The 21,514-nt window shown below is 59.3% G+C and carries 20 protein-coding genes and 1 tRNA gene; 14 read left to right on the forward strand and 7 right to left on the reverse strand.

Translation table 11 applies throughout. The features are described 5' to 3' along the window. Positions 1-102: 102 nt before the first annotated feature. Entirely contained in the window at positions 103-1,029 is a 927-nt protein-coding gene (locus AC3WK5_RS00005) for a 2-hydroxyacid dehydrogenase (RefSeq protein ID WP_103317309.1), read from the reverse strand. 272 nt (positions 1,030-1,301) lie between these two features. Between AC3WK5_RS00005 and gabT the strand changes: the two genes are divergently transcribed. The 3 genes from gabT (at position 1,302) to AC3WK5_RS00020 (ending at position 3,880) form a co-directional block, all read left to right on the forward strand. Further along, on the forward strand, positions 1,302-2,594 hold the full coding sequence (gene gabT, locus AC3WK5_RS00010; RefSeq protein WP_103317307.1) for a 4-aminobutyrate--2-oxoglutarate transaminase: 1,293 nt from the start codon (positions 1,302-1,304) through the stop codon (positions 2,592-2,594). A gap of 95 nt (positions 2,595-2,689) precedes the next feature. Next, entirely contained in the window at positions 2,690-3,346 is a 657-nt protein-coding gene (locus AC3WK5_RS00015; protein WP_103317305.1) for an HAD family hydrolase, read from the forward strand. A 45-nt stretch (positions 3,347-3,391) separates the two neighbouring features. Further along, positions 3,392-3,880, forward strand: a complete 489-nt coding sequence (locus AC3WK5_RS00020) for an Lrp/AsnC family transcriptional regulator (RefSeq protein WP_008055821.1) — start codon at positions 3,392-3,394, stop codon at positions 3,878-3,880. 64 nt (positions 3,881-3,944) lie between these two features. Here the strand turns inward: AC3WK5_RS00020 and AC3WK5_RS00025 are convergent, their stop codons facing one another. Both AC3WK5_RS00025 and AC3WK5_RS00030 read right to left on the reverse strand, forming a co-directional pair. Continuing rightward, positions 3,945-4,346 (reverse strand): hypothetical protein, encoded by a 402-nt coding sequence (locus tag AC3WK5_RS00025; RefSeq protein WP_054597931.1) that lies wholly within the window; start codon positions 4,344-4,346, stop codon positions 3,945-3,947. A 100-nt stretch (positions 4,347-4,446) separates the two neighbouring features. Beyond that, on the reverse strand, positions 4,447-4,752 hold the full coding sequence (locus tag AC3WK5_RS00030; protein WP_054597930.1) for a hypothetical protein: 306 nt from the start codon (positions 4,750-4,752) through the stop codon (positions 4,447-4,449). A 310-nt stretch (positions 4,753-5,062) separates the two neighbouring features. On the opposite strand from AC3WK5_RS00030, the gene AC3WK5_RS00035 reads away from it, so the two are divergent. From AC3WK5_RS00035 to AC3WK5_RS00050, 4 genes are all read left to right on the forward strand, one after another. Next, positions 5,063-6,076: a GlxA family transcriptional regulator gene (locus AC3WK5_RS00035; RefSeq protein ID WP_177474893.1), complete on the forward strand. Its 1,014-nt coding sequence runs from the start codon at positions 5,063-5,065 to the stop codon at positions 6,074-6,076. A gap of 161 nt (positions 6,077-6,237) precedes the next feature. Beyond that, positions 6,238-6,891, forward strand: a complete 654-nt coding sequence (locus AC3WK5_RS00040; protein WP_103317300.1) for a peroxiredoxin — start codon at positions 6,238-6,240, stop codon at positions 6,889-6,891. A gap of 191 nt (positions 6,892-7,082) precedes the next feature. Beyond that, a tRNA-Gln gene (locus AC3WK5_RS00045) sits at positions 7,083-7,157 on the forward strand. A 444-nt stretch (positions 7,158-7,601) separates the two neighbouring features. Beyond that, on the forward strand, positions 7,602-9,560 hold the full coding sequence (locus AC3WK5_RS00050) for a methyl-accepting chemotaxis protein (protein WP_103317298.1): 1,959 nt from the start codon (positions 7,602-7,604) through the stop codon (positions 9,558-9,560). Positions 9,561-9,601: 41 nt separating this feature from the next. Here AC3WK5_RS00050 and AC3WK5_RS00055 read toward each other — a convergent pair whose 3' ends face one another. From AC3WK5_RS00055 to AC3WK5_RS00065, 3 genes are all read right to left on the reverse strand, one after another. After that, a complete protein-coding gene (locus AC3WK5_RS00055) occupies positions 9,602-10,450 on the reverse strand; it encodes a phytanoyl-CoA dioxygenase family protein (protein WP_218275933.1) in 849 nt (282 codons plus the stop codon). Between the two features lie 10 nt (positions 10,451-10,460). Beyond that, positions 10,461-11,210, reverse strand: coding sequence for an ABC transporter substrate-binding protein (locus AC3WK5_RS00060; protein WP_256585242.1), 750 nt, complete (start codon positions 11,208-11,210; stop codon positions 10,461-10,463). Positions 11,211-11,293: 83 nt separating this feature from the next. Further along, entirely contained in the window at positions 11,294-12,469 is a 1,176-nt protein-coding gene (locus AC3WK5_RS00065) for a M20 aminoacylase family protein (RefSeq protein ID WP_103317296.1), read from the reverse strand. A 237-nt stretch (positions 12,470-12,706) separates the two neighbouring features. On the opposite strand from AC3WK5_RS00065, the gene AC3WK5_RS00070 reads away from it, so the two are divergent. The 7 genes from AC3WK5_RS00070 (at position 12,707) to AC3WK5_RS00100 (ending at position 20,355) form a co-directional block, all read left to right on the forward strand. After that, positions 12,707-13,621, forward strand: a complete 915-nt coding sequence (locus tag AC3WK5_RS00070; protein ID WP_054597924.1) for a LysR family transcriptional regulator — start codon at positions 12,707-12,709, stop codon at positions 13,619-13,621. Positions 13,622-13,933: 312 nt separating this feature from the next. Beyond that, positions 13,934-15,937 carry an aminotransferase class I/II-fold pyridoxal phosphate-dependent enzyme gene (locus AC3WK5_RS00075; RefSeq protein ID WP_103317294.1) on the forward strand — a complete coding sequence of 668 codons (2,004 nt, stop codon included), beginning with the start codon at positions 13,934-13,936 and terminating at the stop codon, positions 15,935-15,937. A 26-nt stretch (positions 15,938-15,963) separates the two neighbouring features. After that, entirely contained in the window at positions 15,964-16,746 is a 783-nt protein-coding gene (locus AC3WK5_RS00080; RefSeq protein ID WP_103317292.1) for a transporter substrate-binding domain-containing protein, read from the forward strand. Between the two features lie 146 nt (positions 16,747-16,892). Continuing rightward, positions 16,893-17,606, forward strand: coding sequence for an ABC transporter permease (locus AC3WK5_RS00085; RefSeq protein ID WP_019689753.1), 714 nt, complete (start codon positions 16,893-16,895; stop codon positions 17,604-17,606). 5 nt (positions 17,607-17,611) lie between these two features. Beyond that, complete coding sequence (locus AC3WK5_RS00090) at positions 17,612-18,310, forward strand: ABC transporter permease (protein WP_024264665.1); 699 nt, start codon at positions 17,612-17,614, stop codon at positions 18,308-18,310. Beyond that, complete coding sequence (locus AC3WK5_RS00095; protein ID WP_103317290.1) at positions 18,310-19,323, forward strand: DMT family transporter; 1,014 nt, start codon at positions 18,310-18,312, stop codon at positions 19,321-19,323. The genes AC3WK5_RS00090 and AC3WK5_RS00095 overlap by 1 nt, the downstream gene beginning before the upstream one ends. Before the next feature lie 15 nt (positions 19,324-19,338). After that, entirely contained in the window at positions 19,339-20,355 is a 1,017-nt protein-coding gene (locus tag AC3WK5_RS00100; protein WP_103317288.1) for a M14 family metallopeptidase, read from the forward strand. A gap of 70 nt (positions 20,356-20,425) precedes the next feature. Here the strand turns inward: AC3WK5_RS00100 and AC3WK5_RS00105 are convergent, their stop codons facing one another. Continuing rightward, entirely contained in the window at positions 20,426-21,340 is a 915-nt protein-coding gene (locus AC3WK5_RS00105) for a LysR family transcriptional regulator (protein ID WP_103317286.1), read from the reverse strand. Positions 21,341-21,514 lie beyond the last annotated feature (174 nt).

The raw sequence follows: 21,514 nt of genomic DNA on the forward strand, positions 1-21,514 counted from the left end.
CGCGAAGGCGGACTTTCAATCGATATTGATGTCGCCTGGCACACCGCTTTCGCGAGCAAGCGAACGTCGCCCGGCCCTTCCCACATTTGTTTTGTGGTGTATTCAGTAGCCTTGGGCGCGATCGATCTGGCCGACCATCGGCTTGCCACTTTGATGACGCCGAATATTCTCCAACAACACCCCAAACGCACTTTCCGGCTGTGTCATCGCCGCAATGTGCGGGGTCAGCAGAATCTGCGGATGGTCCCAAAACGGATGATCCACCGGTGCCGGTTCCTCCTGTAGCACATCGAGTACCGCGCCGCTCAGCTGCCCGCTGTCCAGCGCCTCGAGCAAATCACTTTCCACCAGATGCCCGCCACGGCCCATGTTGATCAGCGCCGCGCCACGGGGCAGTTGCTGGAACAGCGTGTGGTCGAGGATGCCTTGGGTCTGATCGGTCAGCGGCAGTACGCACAACAGAATGTCGCACTGGCTCAGGAACGTGGGTAACTGCTCGATACCGGCGTGGCAATCGACACCCTGAATGTGATGGGCACTGCGCGCCCAGCCGGACAAGGCAAAACCCAGGGGCTGCAAGGTCGCCAGAATCTGCCGGGCCTGGGTCCCGAGGCCCATGACGCCAACCCGGCGCTTGGCCGCCGGTTGCAGCAAGTGTGCCTGCCAGCACCGGGCCATTTGTTGCTGGCGATAGCGCAACATGTCCCGGTGCAGGCTGAGCACCGCGAAACTGGCGTATTCGCACATGCCGCGAGTGATGCCAGGGTCCAGCAGGCGCACCACCGGCAAGCTTGTCGGCAGGCGACTCAGATCCAGTTGATCGACCCCGGCGGACAACGCAAACAACACGCGCAGGTTGGGCAGTAGAACCTCGAGATCATCCGGTGCCTGCCAGGCGGCGAGGTACTGAATGTCCTTGGGGTCGCCGATGTCCGGCCAGGCGCGCCATTCGATATCCGGGGCATGCTCGGCGAACAACGCCTTCCACTGTTCGCCGCGTACCGGGTCAGCTTTATAAAGCAGGGCCATGGGCATTTCCTGAAGGGTGAAGAGGCTGTCCATCATCGCGCAACGCCAACGCAGGATCTGTCGAAAGGGCCGGGTTAAACGCGTCGCGCCTGTTTCTATCAGGCATGCCCCGGCAGATTCGGCGGGCTGAAGGAATCTGCCGTTTGACGGGGTGAAAACAGTCGATCCGAATTTCTCAGGGTGCAAGTTCGGCGTAGTTCGTTTCGCACAAGCCTTAACCTGAACACCATCGCAACCACCTCCCGGTTGCCGGACTCACGATGGGAAATGCCATGAACAGCAAAGTCGACGAAACCCCTCATTTGCTCCGTCAGCGCGATCAATTCGTGCCACGTGGCCTGGTTACCGCTCACCCGTTGGTGATCGATCGCGCCCAAGGTGCCGAATTGTGGGACGTGGACGGCAAGCGCTACCTGGATTTTGTCGGCGGCATTGGCGTGCTCAACATCGGGCATAACCACCCGAAGGTGGTTGCTGCGGTGCAGGCTCAGTTGCAAAAGGTCTCCCACGCGTGTTTTCAGGTGGTGGCCTATAAGCCTTATCTTGATCTGGCCCAGCGCCTGTGCGAAATGATCGGCGGCAACGAAGCCTATAAAGCGGCGTTCTTTACTTCTGGCGCCGAGGCCGTGGAAAACGCGGTGAAGATCGCCCGCGCTCACACCAACCGCTCGGCAGTGATTGCGTTTCGTGGCGGGTTTCACGGTCGCACCTTGCTCGGCACCACGCTGACCGGCATGAGCCAGCCGTACAAGCAGAACTTCGGGCCGTTCGCGCCGGAGGTGTTCCACACGCCGTACCCGAATGCCTATCGCGGCGTCAGCAGTGAGATGGCGCTCAAGGCGCTGGACGAGTTGCTGGCCACCCAGGTCGCCCCTGAGCGGGTCGCGGCAATCATCATTGAACCGGTCCAGGGCGACGGTGGTTTCCTCTCGGCACCGGTGGAGTTCCTTCAGGCGCTGCGTGCCCTCACTGAAAAACACGGGATTGTGCTGATTCTCGATGAAATCCAGACCGGTTTTGGCCGTACCGGCAAGTGGTTCGGTTTCCAGCACGCCGGTATCCAGCCGGACCTGGTGACCGTCGCCAAGAGTCTTGCCGGTGGTCTACCGTTATCCGGTGTGGTTGGCAAGGCCGGGATCATGGACGCGCCATTGCCCGGTGGCCTGGGCGGTACTTATGGCGGTAACGCGCTGTCATGCGCTGCAGCGCTGGCGGTGATCGACGCCTATGAGCAAGAACAGCTGCTGGCGCGTGGCGATGCTCTGGGCGAGCGTTTGCGTCAGGGGTTGCTGCGCTTGCAGGCCCGTCACCCACAAATCGGCGACGTGCGCGGTAGCGGGTTCATGCTGGCGATCGAATTGATCAAGGATGACGACGCGCGTACCCCGGATGCGGAGCTGAATCAGCGGCTGATCGACGAAGCCCGAGCGGGCGGTCTGCTGGTGATCAAATGCGGCGTGTACCGCAACGTGCTGCGCTTCCTTGCGCCGCTGGTGACAACAGAAGATCAGATCGACGAAGCGCTGCAGATTCTTGAAGCAGCATTGGCACGCGTCTTGAACTGAGTTCATGCCTGCTTCGGGCGGTACCGCGAGGTACCGCCCGTGAGCATTTATGGCGCATGGGGTGACGGAGTGCATTATTGGAGGCTTGGCGTACCATGGGGCTGACTGATTATCGAGCGTTGCTCATCGATTGCGATGAAGTCCTGGTCGATCGCGATTCGGGAGTCTGGACGGCGCTGCAACCGCTGCTCGACAGCCTTGGCGGTCGTCCGGACAAGGAGCAGGTATTGGCCGAATACAGCGAGGTGGTGCGTGCGCTCTACCCGCGTTTCGGTGAACTGGGCTTTAGTGGCTTGCTGTGTTTCGCCCATCGCCAGTTGGCCGAGCGCTGGGGGCTGCGAGCCAGTTGGGAGGAGGGCATGAGTTTTGCCCGTTCGGTGGCCAGTTGGTCGCTGTTCGAAGACGCGCCCGGCGCGATGTTGTACTTGCGCAAGTTCTATCGCTTGCTGGTGCAGGGCGATCGGGATGCCGAAGATCGAGGGCTGCTCTGTGAGCGTTTGGGGGTCATGCCCGACGACTTCATTTCACTGGCCAGCGATCCCTTGCTGGATCGGGACTGGTTACAGGCCAATGGGCTTGAGGCCCGGGAGATCCTGCAGGTGACCCGACCTTCTGCCGGTCGACAGACGGCCAGCGATGTGTGCCTGATTTGTCGCGGGCGGGCAAAACCTGCAACGTCGTGTGCGGCGGATTACTGCATTAACAGCATGGCTGACCTGGTGGCTCAGCATCAGCTGTCTTTACGGCGCTGATTTTGCTAGAAGATTGTCCTACAAACGGCAATCAAGAGGTACGCAATGGAAGGTTTAGTGAAACTGGACCGGATCGACATCAGCATCTTGGTTGAGTTGCAAAAAGACGGGCGCATGACCAACGTCAGCCTGGCCGATGCCGTGGGGCTGTCAGCCAGTCCGTGCCTGCAACGGGTCAAGCGACTGGAGTCGGCCGGGTACATCTCGAGTTACAAGGCGCATTTGAACCTGGCCAAGATCACTGACTCGGTCACGGTGTTCACCGAGATCACCCTGAGCGATCACAAGCGCGAAGACTTCGCCAAATTCGAGTCCAATATCCGCCTGGTGGATGAAGTGCTCGAATGCCATCTGATCAGCGGTGGCTACGATTATCTGGTGCGCTTCATGACCCGCAGCATCCAGCACTATCAGGAAGTGATCGAGAGCCTGCTGGACAAGAACATCGGCATCTCCAAGTACTTCAGTTACATCGTCATCAAGTCTCCCGTGCTCAAGGACGGCGTGCCGCTGCGCAAATTGCTGCGCCATTGAGACGCTCTCGATAGTCGCTTGTCGCCCGCTGCGTCTTTGCAAGAGGTGTACGCCGGGCGGCGCCTCAGGCATCGCGCAAAAGGTCGTGAGCGTTAAGCAGCTCGTAGGCGATCTCGGGGTGTTTTTCCAGACCGCGACGAATGGCGGCCGGAATCGACTGACGGGTTTTGCGGCACAGCCCTGGCAGGTCCAGAAGCTGAATGCCGATGCCGCGCATGCTTCGCACTTCGTGCACGCTTGGGGTGATGTGCACGCGAATGCCTAACTGCTCGTACATCCGTCGCTGCATGTGCTCGAGGTCGGCCAGGCTCTGCAGATTCTCCAGCCGGTCGAGCAGGCGCTTTTCCTCCTGGCGGGTCAGGTGCAGGATGCGCAAGTCCGCGCTGGGTATGTCCAGCAACTGTTCGCGCCTGCAATCGCAGGCACCGGGCGGGCAGGGTTGTCGAATCTGGAGAGAGGCTGTCATGGTCTCCAATCATAGCTATCGGCAACCGCTATTGCCCAGCGGGTTCGTCGCGACCCGATGAGGGTGGGGGGCGGACAAAACCACCCCGCACTGATCGTCCTCAGCCCCACGTGTTTCCGAGTGCCTCCAGGCCGGCCCTTTGCAGGTCCTGTGGGCTCATGACCAGACGGAACTTGCAGGTGGCATCGAAGTTGAGAAAGAACGGTTCTGCAAAGCTGGGGATCTGGGAGGAGTCTTGTACGTCGATCAGGAAAATCCCGCCGCGCAGTCCATCCTGCTCGGTAAAGTAGGCAGCCTCCGGTTTGATGCTTTCCAGGATTCGCCCGATGACTTCGCCGACCTTCCCGGCCCTGACGAGCGCGTTGAAGGGTTCATTCGGGCACTCGACCATCATTAGCATTTTCATTATTCGATTCTCTTTTCAGATAGCTGCCTCATCTCCCTGCCTTTGCTCCCGGCACTGATGCCACGAAGCTCGTATTCGACCGCTCCAGCGGTGTGTGGTTAAGCATAGCGAAGCATGAGCTGACGCCTGTTCAGGGTTACGGGCGGTCATGGCGCTGAAAGTGGATCATGTCACCCGTTTTTGCACGGCTTTCAGCTTGCCTGAGCAGTTGCATAATGGTGCTGGTGGTGTTGAAACTTATACGGTTAGCATTGCGCTTTACCGACGCACCAAATGACCGGTGGGTTAACGCAACCGAGTAGGTCGAACATTGATCGAACGACGCCAATTTAGCGGAGGCATGAAGGGGAAAAACCTTCGCTATCTGAATGAGAATCCCAGTGAGTCTGCTCAAATGACCCGGGCAGGATTTCTGCTGCTCGAGCATTTCTCGCTGCCCGCGTTTACCCAGGCGCTGGATACGATTGTCACCGCGAATCTGCTACGCCCCGGGTTGTTCGCTTCCCGAACGTTCGGCTTGAATGACGGGGAGGTCATCAGTGATCTCGGCCTGGTCATTCGTCCGGATGCGCGTTTTGATTCTTCAGCCATCCAGGACCTGGACCTGTTGGTCATTTGCGGCGGCTACCGGACAGAACTGAAGGCGACTGATGAGCTGATCAGCCTGTTGCGAGCAGCGGCAGACCGTGGCGTGAGTCTGGCCGGGTTGTGGAATGGCGCCTGGTTCCTCGGCAGCGCCGGCTTGCTGGATGGGTATCGTTGCGCCATTCACCCGGAACATCGCCCCGCACTCGCGGAAATCTCCAAGGCGACGCATGTCACCAGCGAAGCTTTTGTCATTGATCGAGACCGGCTCACCGCTTCCAGTCCCGCGGGGGCATTCCATATGGCGCTGGACTGGATCAAGGGACTGCACGATAAAGCACTGGTCGAGGGTATCGAGGACATTCTGGCTTTCGAGGAGTCTCGTTATCGGCGCATCAAACCAGCTGAAAATGTCTGTGTGAGCGCGCCATTGCGTGAGGTGGTCAAGCTGATGGATGCCAACCTCGAAGAGCCGCTGGAGCTGGAACAACTGGCGGTTTATGCCGGCCGTTCCCGTCGACAGCTCGAACGCTTGTTCAAGGAGCAACTGGGCACGACGCCGCAACGGTATTACATGGAACTGCGGATCACCGAGGCGCGGCGACTGCTGCAACACACCGAGCTGTCCCAGGTTGATGTGCTGGTGGCCTGCGGTTTTGTTTCACCCAGTCATTTCAGCAAATGCTATAGCTCGTACTTTGGATACAGACCCTCCAAGGAAACGCGACTGGTCAAATGAAAACGCCGCCACCGCAAGGCCGGGCCAAGCGATTGTCACGGCTGTCTTGATACGTCTCCTATACTGATTCGCGTTGCCAGTCCAACGCTGGCACCCAACGCCGTCGGGCCCGCTGTCAGGGGCTGACAGCTTCCCCATCAGTCACTGTAAGGAGATTGAACATGGCAATTCGCATTGGCGATGAAGCACCGGACTTCACTGCCGAAAGTACTGAAGGCCCGATCCACTTCCACGAGTGGATTGGCGACAAGTGGGCGATCCTGTTCTCGCATCCGAAGGACTTCACGCCTGTCTGTACTACTGAACTCGGTTATATGGCCGGACTCAAGCCTGAGTTCGACAAGCGCAACACCAAGATAGTCGGGCTCAGCGTCGACCCGGTCAGTGACCACCGGGCCTGGCTCGGTGACATCGCAGAAACCCAGGGGCATGCGGTCAATTATCCGATGATCGGCGACGAGAACCTGGTCGTGGCGAAGCTCTACGACATGATTCACCCGAATGCCAGCGGCGGCTCACGCACTGCCGCGGACAACGCGACGGTGCGCTCCGTGTTCATCGTCGGCCCGGACAAGAAAGTCAAGGCGATGCTGATCTACCCAATGAGTGCCGGACGCAATTTCGATGAAGTGTTGCGCCTGCTCGACTCGCTGCAATTAAACGCCAAGCACACGGTCGCCACCCCGGTGAACTGGCGTCCGGGTGAGGACGTGATCATTCCCACGTCGGTGTCCGACGAAGAAGCCAGGAAGAAGTACCCGCAGGGCTTCAAGACGTTGAAACCCTATTTGCGCACCGTGGCGCAACCGAAGTAATTCACTCGGCGTCCCTCCCTTGCAACGATTGCCTCAGGCTCGGGCAGGGGAGGGTTGTTTAATTCGATCAAAAGCAAGTGGCTGTTTTAAAACCAATTTATGTGCTTTGGGGGCTTCCCAGACGAAACAAAAGTTGATAAATTTCCGCGCGTTCTTGCAGAGGCCCTCACGGGGCTTGCAGCAACAGCTACAGGGGCGTCGCCAAGCGGTAAGGCAGCAGGTTTTGATCCTGCCATGCGTTGGTTCAAATCCAGCCGCCCCTGCCATTTTCCCAAGTTCATCCAGGTATTCCCTCAACCGCCAGGTTTTGCGCGAGTTCGGGATGAGCGTCTTTGCCGGGCGACGTTATTCAAAGCGTTGCTCAAAGGCAGACAGCTGATTCGACATGATCGGCTGAAGCGGCACCCAGACATTCCCCGTCGATGCCGACAACCGCACTTTCTCCCTTGGCTGTTCCTCCTTCTGTATGCCTGGTCGTCGTTTTCGACGCTGTCTTTACACCTCACTCCGCTATCTCGAACTCACCGGTGAGCTTGTCATCCTTCGGATCTGACGCGCCACGAATGCCTGCATTTACCCGAGGTCAGTGAAGATCAGGGTAGACGTTGTGGCCTGATACAAAACAGTGTGTTCGGTAATTTGCACGGTTCTTGCAGAATATTTTACAGATGCCTTGATCTGTAACCCTTCTACCCGTGGAGTCGTTGAACATGCCGTTACGCTTGAAGTTAGCCCTAAGCTACCTGCTGATCGGTTTGATCCCGGTTCTGGGCATGGCCTTTACGGTCTATCAACAAGCCAGTACGGCCTTGCGCGAGCAGACGCTGAACGCTCTTGAGGCGGTTGCCCATATCAAACAGCAGCAATTGCTGGATAACTGGCAGGAACGGCGCAACCAGATCAGCACCCTGGCCAGTAACCTGAGCAACAGTTACCAGGGACTCGACGACACCGCGCTGATCAGCACCGCCCATTACGACCGCCCGATGTTTCAACACTTCATCAGCACCTTTGGTTATCGCGAGCTGAAACTGATCATGCCCGATGGCACCATCATGCTCAGTGTGCAGAGCGACAGTGACGAAAAGCACAACCTCGGCGAAGACAGCCTGCGCGACACCTCGCTGGCGCGTCTGGTGAAGCAAAGCCGCGATAGCGGCAAACCGTTGATCAGCGACCTGCAGTACAACCCATCGAGCAAAGAGCCGACCCAGTATCTGGCCACCCCCGTCATGTCGAACGGTGAGCAACAAATGATCCTGGTTCTGGAGTTACCCATCGCCCCGCTCAATAACGTGATGCAAACCCGCCAGGGCCTGGGGGAAAAAGGCGAAACCTACCTGGTCGGCAGTGATGCCGGCTTGCGCTCGGACTCGGCACGTTTCCCTGAACGCCAGGTCAACCGCAGCCTCAATGCACAAACCGGTCTCACGGGCAGTGCCGTCAGCAATGCCCTGGCAGGCCAGCAGGGGCGTATCGCCGAACCGGGGCTGGACGGTAACACTGCGCTGAAAGTGTTTGTCCCCATCGCCTTTGATGACAACCATTGGGCCCTGATTGCCGAAATGGATCAGACCCAGGCGTTTGCCCCGGTACGTCAGTTGATGTGGCAGGTCTTGCTGCTCGGCCTGCTGACCGTCGCCGCCGTTGCCATCGCCACCTGGCTGGTCAGCCGCAGTGTGATGCGCCCGCTGGGCGGCGAACCGAGCAATATGACCGTGCTGGCCCGTCGCTTGGCCGCAGGCGAGCTGAACCTGCCGACCGAGCACCGACAACAGGCGGGCTTGATGCTGGCCCTGCATGAAATGGCCCAGGCCTGGCGCGATGTGATTGAGCGTCTGCGCCAATCCAGCCAGGACGTTGGTCAGGCCAGCAGCGAGATTCTAAGTGCCGCCGGGCAAACCAGTGAACGTCTCGATCTGCAGCAAGAGTCGCTGGAAATGGTTGTCAGCGCCGTCGAACAAATGTCCTGCACCGTGCAGGACATCGCCCGCAACGCTGCCGACAGCGCACAAGGCAGTACTGCCGCACGGGGTGCCTTTGGCGAGATGCAGGGCACCTTGCAACAGATGATCGGCCAGCAGGGACGCCTGCTGAATGACATCGGTCGGGCGGGCAGAGTGGTCGACACCCTGACCAGCGACGCCCTGCAAATCGGCAGCGTGCTCGCGGTGATCCGGGGCATTGCCGAACAAACCAATCTGCTGGCGCTCAACGCCGCTATCGAAGCCGCGCGCGCCGGGGAACAAGGCCGTGGCTTTGCGGTGGTCGCCGATGAAGTGCGTAACCTTGCCCAACGCACCAGCAGCGCCACCGAAGAAATTGTTGCCATCACCAGCACCTTGCAAAGTTCGTCCACCGAAGCCTTGCAGGCGATGCAGGCCTCGGCCGAACAAGCGCATTCGCTGGAGCGTGAAACCCAGGTCGTGCTGACCTCGCTCAGCCAGTTGGATAACTCCCTGCAAGGCGTGCATGCCCTCGCGGTGCAGATCGCTGTCGCTGCGAACGAACAGGCCGGAACCACACAGGAGGTGAATCAGCATATGCACCGCTTGCACGACATGACCCGTGATAACCGGCGCAATGCGGCACATACCCGCAGCAGCGGCGAGCACCTGCAGCAAGTAGCCAACAACCAGCAAGCCCTGGTGCTGCGCTTCCGTCTATAGCTGTCGGCGCTGGCGCTCAGTCGTTATGCATCGCTCGGAGATTAAATCCCGCGATGCCAAAGTGTCGGGAACAGCGCGTGCTCCAGAGGAGCATCGGGTGCCAGGGTCTCTCGCAGTCCAGGGAAATCGGGTGAGGTGGCCCAGGGTCTGGGAGCATGCCGGACGTCATCGCCTATGACCCTTACTGAAAACGCGCGGCGGCGGTTTTGTCCTCCGACCCCGGCAGAGGCATGCAAGGTCAACATGTTAAAACACACCATGTCGCCCGGCGACAATGCCCATCCCAGGATGGGAAAATCGTCGCGATGGTTTTCGATGTCCGGTAGCTCGTCCAGGGTTCCCTCGGCAAACCATTTGGCCTGGCTGTCCATGAAAGACCGAGGCATCAACCAGGGGCCCTTGTGTGAACCCGCTATAAACTCAAGGGTCGATTCCCTGGGCACTGGATCGACGGGAATCCAGAAGCTCACGGTGTCCGAGCCACTGATGTTGTAGTAAGGCTGGTCCTGATGCCAAGGCGTGCGCTGGCGCGTATTGGGCTCTTTGACCAGCAAGTGGTCATGGTGCAGGCGCACGCGTTGACTGTTCAACAGGGCGGCAGCAATAGGCGCGATGGCGGAGTTGAAAATGAACTTGCGATAGTGCTCATTCTCTTGCCAGTTACAAAAATCCTCGAAGAACCATCCCGGGTCGCTGGCGCTGCTCGCCACTTTTGCGCGAGGGCTGGGATGGGCAAGGTTCAATTCGATGCCTTGGGTCAGTTCGCTGATTTGCTGCGCAGAAAACGCATTGCGGATGCACACCGCGCCCTGAGTCTGGAAGGCGCGCACAATCTCGTCACTGACGGGGACGGCAAGACGAGGCTCAGCGCATTGAGTCATTTCGTTCATGGGGATTACCTCACTCGCCATAAATATCAAAGTTGAAATACTGCTTTGCAATTCGGTCGTATTGGCCTGATTGGCGAATGCCGGCAATGGCGGTATTCAGCTGCTCTCGCAGATCAGGCTCGTTTTTTCTGACACCGATTGCGACGCCATCGCCAATGATGCGTTTGTCGGTGATGGGGTCACCCGCGAAGGCAAATCCTTGACCTTGAGGCTTTTGCAATAACCCGATATCGGCCTGCACCGAGGCCTGGAACGCAGCCTCCAGGCGCCCGTTGATGAGGTCTGAAAACACCTGGTCCTGGGTTTGGTAGGAAAGGATCTCGACGCCTTGGCTGCCCCATTCCGACTTGGCAAAGCTTTCTTGCAGTGAGCCTTGAACAACGCCTACGGATTTCCCTTTCAATGACGCTGCCGTCGGCAGCAATCCGGCGTTTTTCCTGGCGACGAGAGAAGACGGCGCGGTGTAGATCTTATGGCTGAAATCGACCTGCTGGCGACGCGCCTCGGTGGCGCTGAATGCCGACAGGATCGCGTCGAATTTCTTCGCTTTCAACGCCGGGACCATGCCATCGAAGTTCTGCTCGACCCAAATGCATTTGACGCTTAGCTCGGCACACAGGGCGTTGCCCAGATCGATATCAAAACCACTCAATGAACCGTCCGGCTGCTTTTGCTCGAACGGAGGATAGCTGGGGTCAACGCCGAACTTGATCACTTGTTGTGCCTGCGATAGCGGGGTGATGATCAGCCCGAACAACATGACGGTGTATTGAAGTGTGCGTAGCTGCATGATGACCTCGTTTTTTTATTGGTTTTCACGGTTTGCAGGTCTTTGCTCAAGCGTTAAGCGGTAAGCGGTAAAAAAGCCTCGGTCAACTTGACCCAATAGCCAGCGCCACGGATCAGGATGTCGTCATTGAAGTCGTAGCGTGGGTCGTGAGCCATGCAGCTCTTTTCACCGTCGCCATTGCCGATGATCAGGTAACAGCCAGGGCATTGCTGCAGGAAATAGGCGAAATCCTCGCTGCCATTGAAGGGCACGATGTCTCTCATTACTTCGTCCTCACCGAGCCAGTCGATGGCCACCTGGCTGGCGAAGCGGGTCATTTCTTCGTCATTCACCAGCAACGGGTAGTCGGCACTGTAGTGAATCTCGGCTGTCGCGCCGAACGCCTCCGCCTGGGCGTGGATGAGGCGTTTTATCTGGCTCTCCAGACGGTCTCGGACCGCATTGTTCAGCGAGCGGACCGACATCAGCATATGCGCGCTGTCGGGGATCACATTGGACGCCTTGCCGGCGTTAATCGCCCCGACGGTGATAACGCTCATGTCCTGAGGTGAAACGTTGCGCGAGACGATTGTCTGCAAGGCCATGATGATGCTTGCGCAGACCACCACAGGGTCGACGCTCAAATGCGGCATTGCGCCGTGACCGCCTTTTCCGTGAATCGTGACATTGACCTGGTCGGCGGAGGCCATGAAGGGCCCGGCTCGGAACCCGAGTTTTCCGACGGGATAGCCAGGCATGTTGTGTGCAGCGAATACCGCATCGCAGGGGAATTTTTGTAGCACACCTTCCTGAATCATTCTTCGGGCGCCGGCCAGGCCTTCTTCGGCTGGCTGGAAAATCAGGTGTACGGTGCCATCGAACGGATGACCATGGGCAAGGGCGTATGCAGCGGCGAGGAGCATCACGGTATGCCCGTCATGGCCACACGCATGCATTTTGCCGGGTATCCGGCTCGCATAGGGGAGGCCGGTTTTCTCTAGAATAGGCAGTGCGTCCATGTCAGCCCTAATGCCAAGCACACGAGGGCTGGTACCTTTTTTAAGCGTGGCGATAACCGCGGTTTCGGCGTAGCCACGCGTCACTTCATATCCCCATCGGGTTAATCGCTCGGCGACCAGTTCGCTGGTCTCGACCTCCTGATAACCGAGTTCAGGGTTGGCATGGAGATGGTGGCGGAGTTCGCGCATTTCGTGCTCGATCTCTTTTAATAGCGGCATGAACTGAGTCATTGGCAGCGTCTTTCCTTTGTGACCAGGAGGAGAAACAAATCTGTCGCCAGGGCCACATCCAACGCTATGGCTCACGACATCATGCGTTTCATCAAAATGCCTGGGCTTTTTCTGATACGGTCCTCTGGTGATGCCAGAAGCCCAGGTGGCGTTGGTCTGAGCTTAGAGGGCCAAAGCCAAGGCCAGTAGGCAATCGAAAGTGAACAAGGCAACCCTGGGTTAACACCGGTGGACACTATGAAGTTCTATCAACTCAACGCACTGGTGGCAGTGGCCGATGCAGGCAGCATTCGCGGTGCTGCAAAAAGGCTCGACACCTCGCCGGCCGCAGTCACCAAGGCCATACAGAAGCTGGAGACAGACACCGCTACGCAATTGCTGATCCGCAATACCACCGGGATTGTGTTTACCGAACTCGGCAAGAAGCTGTTGATTCAGTCACGCTTGCTGGTGGCGCAGATGGTCAATGCCCGTCAAGTGTTGGCTGATTGCAACGGGGAACTGGTTGGACGTTTGTCGGTAGCCGTCACACCGTGGTTAGCGATGACGCTCATGCCCAAGGCAGTCGTGCGTTTTCGCCAACTGTTTCCAAACGTGCAACTTGAACTGCATGAAGGCCTTTCGTCCGTCGCCTGTCCGCGGGTGCGGGATGCGAGCGTCGATCTTTTCATCGGACGGCTTGATACCCGGTGTTCCAGCGCCGACCTGACCTATCTCCCGCTGTTCACCGCTGACTGCGCGGTGGTGGCCCGTCAGCAACATCCCTTGTCGAACTGTCGAGCCTTAGAGGAACTGGCGTTGGCCGACTGGATTCTGGCGTCGCAGCAAGACGGGACGATTACGACGCAAGGGCATGTGCATTACGCCCATTCGCTATCGATCATCTTGAGTCTGCTGCGTGAAACCGACATGTTGAGCATCTTTCCTTGGCCACTGGTGGAGATTTGCGCTCAGCGAGAAGGTTTGTGCGCCTTGCCGTTGCGCGAACCGGTCAGCAGCGCCTCGGTGGGAGCCATCAGCCGAAGCGGACAGCCCCTGCGGCCGGCGGCCGAGCGGTTTCTGGAATGTCTGATCGAAACCATTCACTTCGAGATGGGGCATCCGGACTCGCCTTATCGGCGCATGTTGCAGACCGTCGATCTGCTGGTCTGATCACTGTTTTCGAAACCCTGGTTTCATCGTCACATCGCAATGACCGCTGGCGCGGCAGCGGAACCTGCAACGTCCATTTCGCGCAATCCACTCGGGTTGCCCGCCGTCGTTAGCGTCACAGCAACCTCACTTCTGCCTGTCATTCGAGTACTGGAAAGTGCCTCGACTGTCGTAAAAACGACCTGTTGACGCTGAACGCGAACCCTCGTGACTTTTCTGTTGAACGACTGTTCAGCTTGGACTATGTTCGTTCCACCTTCTTCCCCGGCTGGTTGCGGGCTTGCGTTTCTTCTTCCCGAACGAGGCACTGGCATGCGGTTTTCACCCTTTGTTGAGCGAATCTCGGGCCAGGGCGTTGCTGCCTGGGATATTCACAATGCGGCGTTTGACGCCCAGCGTCGTGGTGAGGATGTCATCATCCTCAGCGTCGGGGACCCGGATTTCCCCACGCCAGACTTCATCACCGATGCCGCGGTTGATGCGCTGCGTGAAGGCGACACTCACTACACCGAAATCGCCGGTCGCCTGGCCTTGCGCGAAGCCATCGCCGCGCGGTACAGCCAACTGTTTGGCCGTGAGCTGCAAGCGTCAAACGTCATCAACGTGGCGGGAGCGCAGAACGCACTGTTCATCACCTCGCTGTGCCTGCTGACTGCCGGCGACGAAGTGCTTGCCCTGGACCCGATGTACGTGACTTACGAGGCGACGCTCAAGGCCTCCGGCGCGACGCTGGTGCGGGTGCCTTGCGCGGCGGATTCGGGTTTCCGGCTCGATGCCGCGGTGCTGGCCAAGGCCATAACCCCGCGCACCCGGGCGATTTTCCTCTCCAATCCGAACAACCCCACCGGCGTGGTGCTCAACCGCGAAGAGCTGCAAGCCATCGCCGACCTCGCCATCACCCATGACCTGTGGGTCGTGGTGGATGAGGTCTATGAGAGCCTGGCGTTCGAACGCGAGCACCTCAGCCTGGCAGCCTTGCCGGGCATGGCCGAGCGTTGCGTGGTCATTGGCAGCCTGTCGAAATCCCATGCCATGACCGGCTGGCGGATCGGCTGGATCGTCGCCGATGAAACCCTGGTGGCGCATGCCGAAACCCTGATGCTGAGCATGCTCTACGGCTTGCCGGGGTTTGTCATGGAGGCCGCGCTCAAGGCTGTGCAGGCCCATGAGGAGGTGACCCACGGCATGCGAGAAATCTATCGCCGTCGTCGTGATCTGGTGGTGAAAGGCTTGTCCGATTGCCCGGGTATTTCAGTGCTCACGCCCGATGCCGGGATGTTCGTGCTGGTGGACGTGCGGGACACTGGCCTGAGTTCTCTGGAGTTCGCCTGGCGTCTGTTGCGCGAGGCGCGGGTATCGGTCCTCGATGCGGCTGCTTTCGGCGAACCGGCACAAGGCTTTGTGCGGCTCTCGTTCACGCTCGGTGAAGAACGACTGGCCCAGGCCTGCCAGCGTATTCGCGATTTTGTCCGGGTGTTGAAAGGCGAAGCGCCGCGACCGGCGATCCCCCGTGTGACCAGTGAAGCGGCTGCCGAGCCGGTCGCGGCCAAGACCATGATCGAGGTTGATGGCCTGCACAAACGCTTCGGCAATATCGAAGTCCTCAAAGGCGTCTCCCTGACGGCCCGCGAAGGCGATGTGATCTCGCTGATCGGCGCCAGCGGCTCGGGAAAAAGTACCTTGCTGCGCTGCATCAACATGCTCGAAGTGCCGGACCAGGGACGCATCCTGGTGGACGGCGAAAGCATTCAGTTGAACTTCGACCGTCCCGGCGCGCCGCTGGTGTCCGATGCCAAACAACTGGTACGGATCCGTTCGAGCCTGGGCATGGTGTTCCAGAACTTCAACCTCTGGCCCCATCGCACGGTGCTGGAAAACCTCATCGAAGCGCCGACTCAGGTCCTGCGTGAAAGCCGTGCGGAGGCCACTGAACGGGCCGAAGCCTTGCTTGAACGCGTCGGGCTTGCGGCCAAGCGCAACGAGTACCCGGCGTTTCTCTCCGGGGGACAGCAACAACGGGTGGCCATCGCCCGGGCCCTGGCCATGCGGCCCAAGGTCATGCTGTTCGATGAACCCACCTCGGCACTCGACCCGGAACTGGTCGGCGAAGTGCTGCGGGTGATCCGCTCTCTCGCCGAAGAAGGCCGGACCATGATCCTGGTAACCCATGAGATGGCCTTCGCACGCGATGTTTCTTCCAAAGTCGCCTACTTGCATCAAGGGTTGATCGAGGAAGCCGGTTCGCCGGACGAAGTGTTCGTACACCCACGCAGCGAACGTTGCCGGCAGTTCGTCAACGCTCATCAGACTCGCTAATAACATAAAAAAAACGGGGAACAATCATGGGAAATCGACGTTTGGCAAACTGGTTGACCGGCGTGGCCTGCGTAATGCTGGCCGGCATGAGCGCGGCACAGGCCCAGCCGATCAGGTTCGCGGTCGCCGCCGAACCGTATCCGCCGTACACCGAGAAGCAGGCCAATGGTGAATGGAAAGGCTTTGAAGTCGACCTGATCCACAAGCTGTGCAGCGAAATGAAAGCCGAGTGCGAGATCAAGGAAGTGGCGTGGGACGGGATCATCCCGTCGCTGCTGGCGAAGAAGATCGACGTAATTTTCTCTTCCATGTCGGTGACCGAAGAGCGCGAAAAACAGATCGCGTTCAGCAAGGCCTACTACGATTCGGCGATTGCGCTTGTCGGGCCCAAGGGCACGGCGGTGAACAAGTACCCGGATGACCTCAAGGGCAAGATCATCGCGGTGCAGAACTCGACAGTGAGCGCCAGTTACCTGAAGGCTTACTACGAGAAAATTGCCGACGTGAAGTATTACGACACCCAGGACTCGGCCAACGCCGACCTGATTGCCGGTCGTGTCGACTTGATGATGGCGGACGGCACGGCCATGGCGGCATTCGTCAAGACGCCGGATGCCAAGGACCTGGCCTACCTGGGCACGGTGCCTTATGACCCGATCTTCGGCAAAGGCGTGGGCGCCGGTCTGCGCAAGGATGACACCGAGCTCAAGGCCAATCTCGACAAGGCGATCAAGACCCTGCTGGCGAGCAAGGACTATGACGACCTCTCCCAAAGCTACTTCGGGACCAGCGTGAAGCCCGCGTTCTGATCTGAACACAGATCCTGTGGGAGCGGGCTTGCTCGCGAATGCGGTCGACCATTCAGCAATGATGTCGACTGACACACCGCCTTCGCGAGCAAGCCCGCTCCCACAAGGTCCAGCGGTGTCCTCACGCCTGCTAACCGGAGAGTGAAATGCCAGCAATGTTCGAGTTGATCGATTTCAGCGAGCAAGGATGGGGCAGTGCGCTGTTGAAGGGGCTCTGGATGACCCTGCAGATATCGGCCGGGGCCTTTGTGGTCGGGCTGTTCATTGGCCTGGTGGTGGCCTGTCTCAAGTTGAGCGCGCCCAAACCGATTGCCGCACTGATGCGTGGCTACACCACATTGTTCCGGGCGGTTCCGGAGTTGTTGCTGATCCTGTTGCTGTACTACGTCGGCTCCATGCTCCTCAATTCGCTGATGGCCCGGATGGGGTACGGCGCGATGGATGTCAGCGGCCCTCTGGCGGCAATCCTGGTACTGGGGTTGGTGCAGGGCGCCTACGCTTCGGAGATTTTTCGGGCGGCGATCCAGGCGATTCCCTTTGGTCAGATCGAGGCGGCGAGGGCGTTCGGCCAGAGCGGGTTCGGACTGTTCCGGCGCGTAACGCTGCCGATCATGGCGCCTTATGCGATGGCCGGGATGGCCAACCTGTGGATCAACCTGATCAAGGACAGTGCATTGATCAGCGTGGTCGGCACCAACGAGCTGTTGTACACCGCCAAGCAAGGGGCGGGTTCGACGCGTCATTACCTGTTGTTCTACCTCACGGCCGCGGCGATGTACTACGTGGTGACGTTGGTGTCCAACTACCTGTCGGGACGGCTTGAGCGACGCACGCGTCGCTGGATGCCCTTGGCTGAGTGAATGAAATGATTCCAGCGTGGATAGTTGAATATGCGGCGCTGTTGGGCCGAGGGCTGCAAACGAGCATCACCCTTCTGTTGTTTGCCAGTGCGTTCGGTTTTGTGCTCGCGGTGCTGGTGGCGTTGGCCCGGATCTCGAAGAATAAAGTCATCGCCAAGGCCAGCCTGTTCTACACCAGCGTGTTTCGCGGTACACCGTTGCTGATTCAGATCTACATCTTCTATTACGGGCTTGGCAGTCTGTTTGCGCAGTTTCCGCTGATCCGTGGCAGTTTTCTCTGGCCTTATCTGCGTGACGGCTACTGGTACATCGTGTTCGCCCTGGTGCTGTCGGTGGGGGCCTATGTGGGCGAAGTGATTCGCGGCGGCCTGCTGGCGGTGCCAAAAGGTGAAATGGAAGCCGCTTCGGCGTTTGGCATGACCCCGCGCCAGTCCTTGCTGCGGGTGCGCTTGCCACGGGCCATGCGGTTGCTGTTGCCGACATTGGCCGGGGAGACCGTGATGTTGCTGAAGTCCACGGCGCTGGCCTCGACCATCGCGGTGATCGATCTGCTGGGCGCCGCCAACGTGGTCCGTGCCCAGACCCTGCAAGTCTATCAACCGTTGCTGCTGGTGGCCGGGGTGTATGTCTGCCTGACGTTCCTGATCGAGGCGCTGTTCGCTTTTGCCGAACGGCGCGGGACGCCGCTGCGCAGGGCGGTGTAATGAGCGCGCCACGGGTTGACCGGTCGTTGCAGGGCATCGGCCTGTGCACCTTGGGTTACGCATTCCTGGCCTTGCAGGATGCGAGCATCAAGTGGCTGGTGGCCGACTATTCGGTGGTCAGCATCCTGTTCTGGCGCAGCCTCGTGGTGGTGCTCGCTTGCCTGCTGGCAGGACGCTTGCGGCTGATTCAACGGGCCTGGCGCTCACCGAGCCGGCGCTTGCTGGTGGTGCGCGGGTTGCTGTCGCTTGTTGCCTGGCTGCTGTATTACACGGCAGCCCGGGACTTGACGCTGGCAGAGATGACCACGCTGTATTTTTCGGCACCGATCATGGTCACGGTGCTGGCGGTCGTCATCCTCAAGGAGCGTGCCAGCGGCTGGCAGTGGTTCACTCTGATCATCGGCTTTGTCGGCGTGATCATTGCCTGTCGCCCCGGCAACATGGCCGAGCCCTTGCCGATCGTGCTGACTCTATTGGCGGCGATGTGCTGGGCCTTCACCTACATCCAGTTGCGGCAGGTGGATGACCAGACATCGGTGTTGGAGCAGATGCTGATCACCAATGGGGTGTTTGTCATTTGCATGATGCTGGCGTTGCCCTGGACCCACACCCCATCGCCGACCCCGGCCTGGTTGGGGATGCTCGGTGCCGGGCTGGTGGGCGGTATCGGGCAGTTCCTGCTGTTCGCCAGTTTCCAGCGGGCCACGGCGATTTTGCTGGCACCGTTCGAGTATACCGGGTTGGTCTGGGCGTTCCTGCTGTCAAATCTGGTCTGGGGCACGTTGATGGATGAGTCGCTGATGATTGGTGCCGGGCTGATCGCAGTCAGCGGCACCCTGGCGATGATCGTTGGCCGTCACCCGTCACAGGACATCGTCGGCGCCGAATGCTCCGTGACGCAACCCCTTTATCCCGCAACGGCAGACAGGGAGGTCGTTGGCGGGGCTGAAGGTTTTGGGGCTCAGGCATCCCTCGATCCAGAGTCCGTCGAGCATCGGGGTCAACAGTCATGATGAGAGGGCACACGTATGGCGCAGGATATTTCGTTCGCTGTTCGGAACAATAACGGCGACGCGGTACGGGTCGGCGTGTGGCGATTCGAGGGCAATGGCGGCGGACCGAAGGTGCACTTGCAGGCGGGGGTCCATGCCGATGAAATCGCCGGGATGCTGGTCCTGCATCTGTTGATGCAGCGACTCCAGGTTGTCGAAGCCGAGGGCCGCCTCAAGGGCAGTGTGACAGTGGTGCCGCAGGCCAATCCCCTGGGCATCGGACAGTTTCGTCAAGGACGAATACTCGGTCGGTTTCACGACGCCACGGGCCATAATTTCAACCGTTCATTCGACCAGTCGACAGCGATGGCCCGACCTTCGACTCCTGTCCAGGCCTGGCAAAAAAGCCTGGTACAACTGGCGGCTACGGCGGACTTAATGCTCGATCTGCACACCGATGACGAGGCAATGCCGTACCTCTATGTTCACCGCAGTTTCTGGCCACGTGGCCGTGAACTGGCGGCGGCGATGAAGATGGCGGTGGCGATCATCTGGGATGACGGTGGCGATGGCTCCTTCGAGGAAACCATCATTGCACCCTGGCTGCGCGATGGCGTCACGGACCAGCACCTGGCGGCGACCCTGGAGTTGCGCGGGCAGGGCGATGTCAGCGACCGGTTTGCCGAGCAGGATGCTGCGGGGCTATACGCCTGGCTTTGCGCGTGCGGGGTGATCGATGAGCCGCTGTCGCCAGGCGATTTGCCTGTCGAGGCGATAGAGATGAGCCACATGGAGACCATTCTCGCGCCGCAGCCCGGGGTGCTGATCTTTGAAAAGGAGCTGGGCGATTTTGTCGAAGAAGGGCAGCGGTTTGCGCGGATTCTGGGGCGTCCGGGTGATCCATCTTCCGAAGTGTTGCTGTTTGCCGAGCAAGCGGGGCGGATGGTGACACGTTATCGGGATCGCCTTGTGCAACAGGGCATGGTGGTGGCGAAATTCACCGGAACCCGGGTGTCGCGTAACTGGAGTGGAGGATTGTTGGACCCGAACTAAAAGGGGGAAGCGGCAGCCTTCCAAATCGGTTTGTGTTCAGCCCCCAGAGAAAGAGCACCTGACCTGGCAATCAATGAATTGACTCCGGGGCCGTCAAGAAATCAATCAGCGCTCTGACTTTCATCGGTAGATAGCGGGCATGGGGATACAGCAACATGAAGGGGCGGGTAGCGCCACCAAACTCCCCGAGTACCTCGACCAGTTCACCGCTTTCGATTTGCGCCTGAACGGTAAACCGGTACGCCTGCACGATCCCGGCGCCGTGTCTGGCCATCGTGATCGTTGCCAGATAATCTTCAAGGCAGGTGGTATTTCCAGAGGTGTTCACGCTCACCGACCGCTGATCGACGATGAAGGTCCACGGCACATTCCTTCCGCTACTGGGCAGTTCGAATTGAATGCAATCGTGTGACTCCAGGTCCGACAGTGCCTGCGGAACGCCATGTTGCCGAAGGTACTCGGGAGAGGCTACGACCACCAGCTCCGCATTCTCGAGTGTGCGCGCAATCAGCGCCGAGTCATCGGGCGCTCGACCGCGGATGGCCAGATCGTAACCTTCCTCAGCGAAATCGATGTTCCGGTTACTGACGTGCACGACTACCTTGACCAGTGGATAGCGTCGACGAAACTCGGCAAGGCGCGGTAACAGTCGAAAATGCGCATAGGGTGTCGGTGCGCTGATGCGCAATTCCCCTGAGGGCGCCTGCTGCTGGCCCGTCACTTTACGTTCCGCGTCAACCAGTTGAGTCAATGCTTGCCGGCATTGCTCGTAATAGACCCGACCGGCCTCGGTCAGGCGTATCTGCCGGGTGGTGCGTACAAACAAGCGCACCGCCAGACGCTCCTCCAGGCGTGACACCGAGCGGCTCACGGCGGCAGGCGTCACTCCGGCTGCCTGTGCAGCGGCAGTGAAACTTTCAAACTCGACTGCCAGACAGAACAGCTCAATGCTGCCGAGTTGCACATCGTCAAAATGCCGGGGCATCGTATCTCTCGATTGATTACATCAGGTATCAAGTAGGGGGTGTAACACGCTATCTATCCCCTGTATGACGGAAAAGTAAAGTGACCTCGGATCAACCGGGAAACCGATCCGAACCTGCTGCCAGGCAGAGTTGGCGGTAAGCACCGACCAGTTGATCCTGCGTGAATGCGCGAT

This window comes from Pseudomonas sp. FW306-02-D09B (assembly GCF_058782685.1).

What these genes read in the sequence shown, in the direction of transcription:
- AC3WK5_RS00005 (WP_103317309.1), bottom strand. Translation starts at nt 1,029, where the DNA reads ATGGCCCTGCTTTATAAAGCTGACCCGGTACGCGGCGAACAGTGGAAG.
- gabT (WP_103317307.1), top strand. Translation starts at nt 1,302, where the DNA reads ATGAACAGCAAAGTCGACGAAACCCCTCATTTGCTCCGTCAGCGCGAT.
- AC3WK5_RS00015 (WP_103317305.1), top strand. Translation starts at nt 2,690, where the DNA reads ATGGGGCTGACTGATTATCGAGCGTTGCTCATCGATTGCGATGAAGTC.
- AC3WK5_RS00020 (WP_008055821.1), top strand. Translation starts at nt 3,392, where the DNA reads ATGGAAGGTTTAGTGAAACTGGACCGGATCGACATCAGCATCTTGGTT.
- AC3WK5_RS00025 (WP_054597931.1), bottom strand. Translation starts at nt 4,346, where the DNA reads ATGACAGCCTCTCTCCAGATTCGACAACCCTGCCCGCCCGGTGCCTGC.
- AC3WK5_RS00030 (WP_054597930.1), bottom strand. Translation starts at nt 4,752, where the DNA reads ATGAAAATGCTAATGATGGTCGAGTGCCCGAATGAACCCTTCAACGCG.
- AC3WK5_RS00040 (WP_103317300.1), top strand. Translation starts at nt 6,238, where the DNA reads ATGGCAATTCGCATTGGCGATGAAGCACCGGACTTCACTGCCGAAAGT.
- AC3WK5_RS00050 (WP_103317298.1), top strand. Translation starts at nt 7,602, where the DNA reads ATGCCGTTACGCTTGAAGTTAGCCCTAAGCTACCTGCTGATCGGTTTG.
- AC3WK5_RS00055 (WP_218275933.1), bottom strand. Translation starts at nt 10,450, where the DNA reads ATGAACGAAATGACTCAATGCGCTGAGCCTCGTCTTGCCGTCCCCGTC.
- AC3WK5_RS00060 (WP_256585242.1), bottom strand. Translation starts at nt 11,210, where the DNA reads ATGTTGTTCGGGCTGATCATCACCCCGCTATCGCAGGCACAACAAGTG.
- AC3WK5_RS00065 (WP_103317296.1), bottom strand. Translation starts at nt 12,469, where the DNA reads ATGACTCAGTTCATGCCGCTATTAAAAGAGATCGAGCACGAAATGCGC.
- AC3WK5_RS00070 (WP_054597924.1), top strand. Translation starts at nt 12,707, where the DNA reads ATGAAGTTCTATCAACTCAACGCACTGGTGGCAGTGGCCGATGCAGGC.
- AC3WK5_RS00075 (WP_103317294.1), top strand. Translation starts at nt 13,934, where the DNA reads ATGCGGTTTTCACCCTTTGTTGAGCGAATCTCGGGCCAGGGCGTTGCT.
- AC3WK5_RS00080 (WP_103317292.1), top strand. Translation starts at nt 15,964, where the DNA reads ATGGGAAATCGACGTTTGGCAAACTGGTTGACCGGCGTGGCCTGCGTA.
- AC3WK5_RS00085 (WP_019689753.1), top strand. Translation starts at nt 16,893, where the DNA reads ATGCCAGCAATGTTCGAGTTGATCGATTTCAGCGAGCAAGGATGGGGC.
- AC3WK5_RS00090 (WP_024264665.1), top strand. Translation starts at nt 17,612, where the DNA reads ATGATTCCAGCGTGGATAGTTGAATATGCGGCGCTGTTGGGCCGAGGG.
- AC3WK5_RS00095 (WP_103317290.1), top strand. Translation starts at nt 18,310, where the DNA reads ATGAGCGCGCCACGGGTTGACCGGTCGTTGCAGGGCATCGGCCTGTGC.
- AC3WK5_RS00100 (WP_103317288.1), top strand. Translation starts at nt 19,339, where the DNA reads ATGGCGCAGGATATTTCGTTCGCTGTTCGGAACAATAACGGCGACGCG.
- AC3WK5_RS00105 (WP_103317286.1), bottom strand. Translation starts at nt 21,340, where the DNA reads ATGCCCCGGCATTTTGACGATGTGCAACTCGGCAGCATTGAGCTGTTC.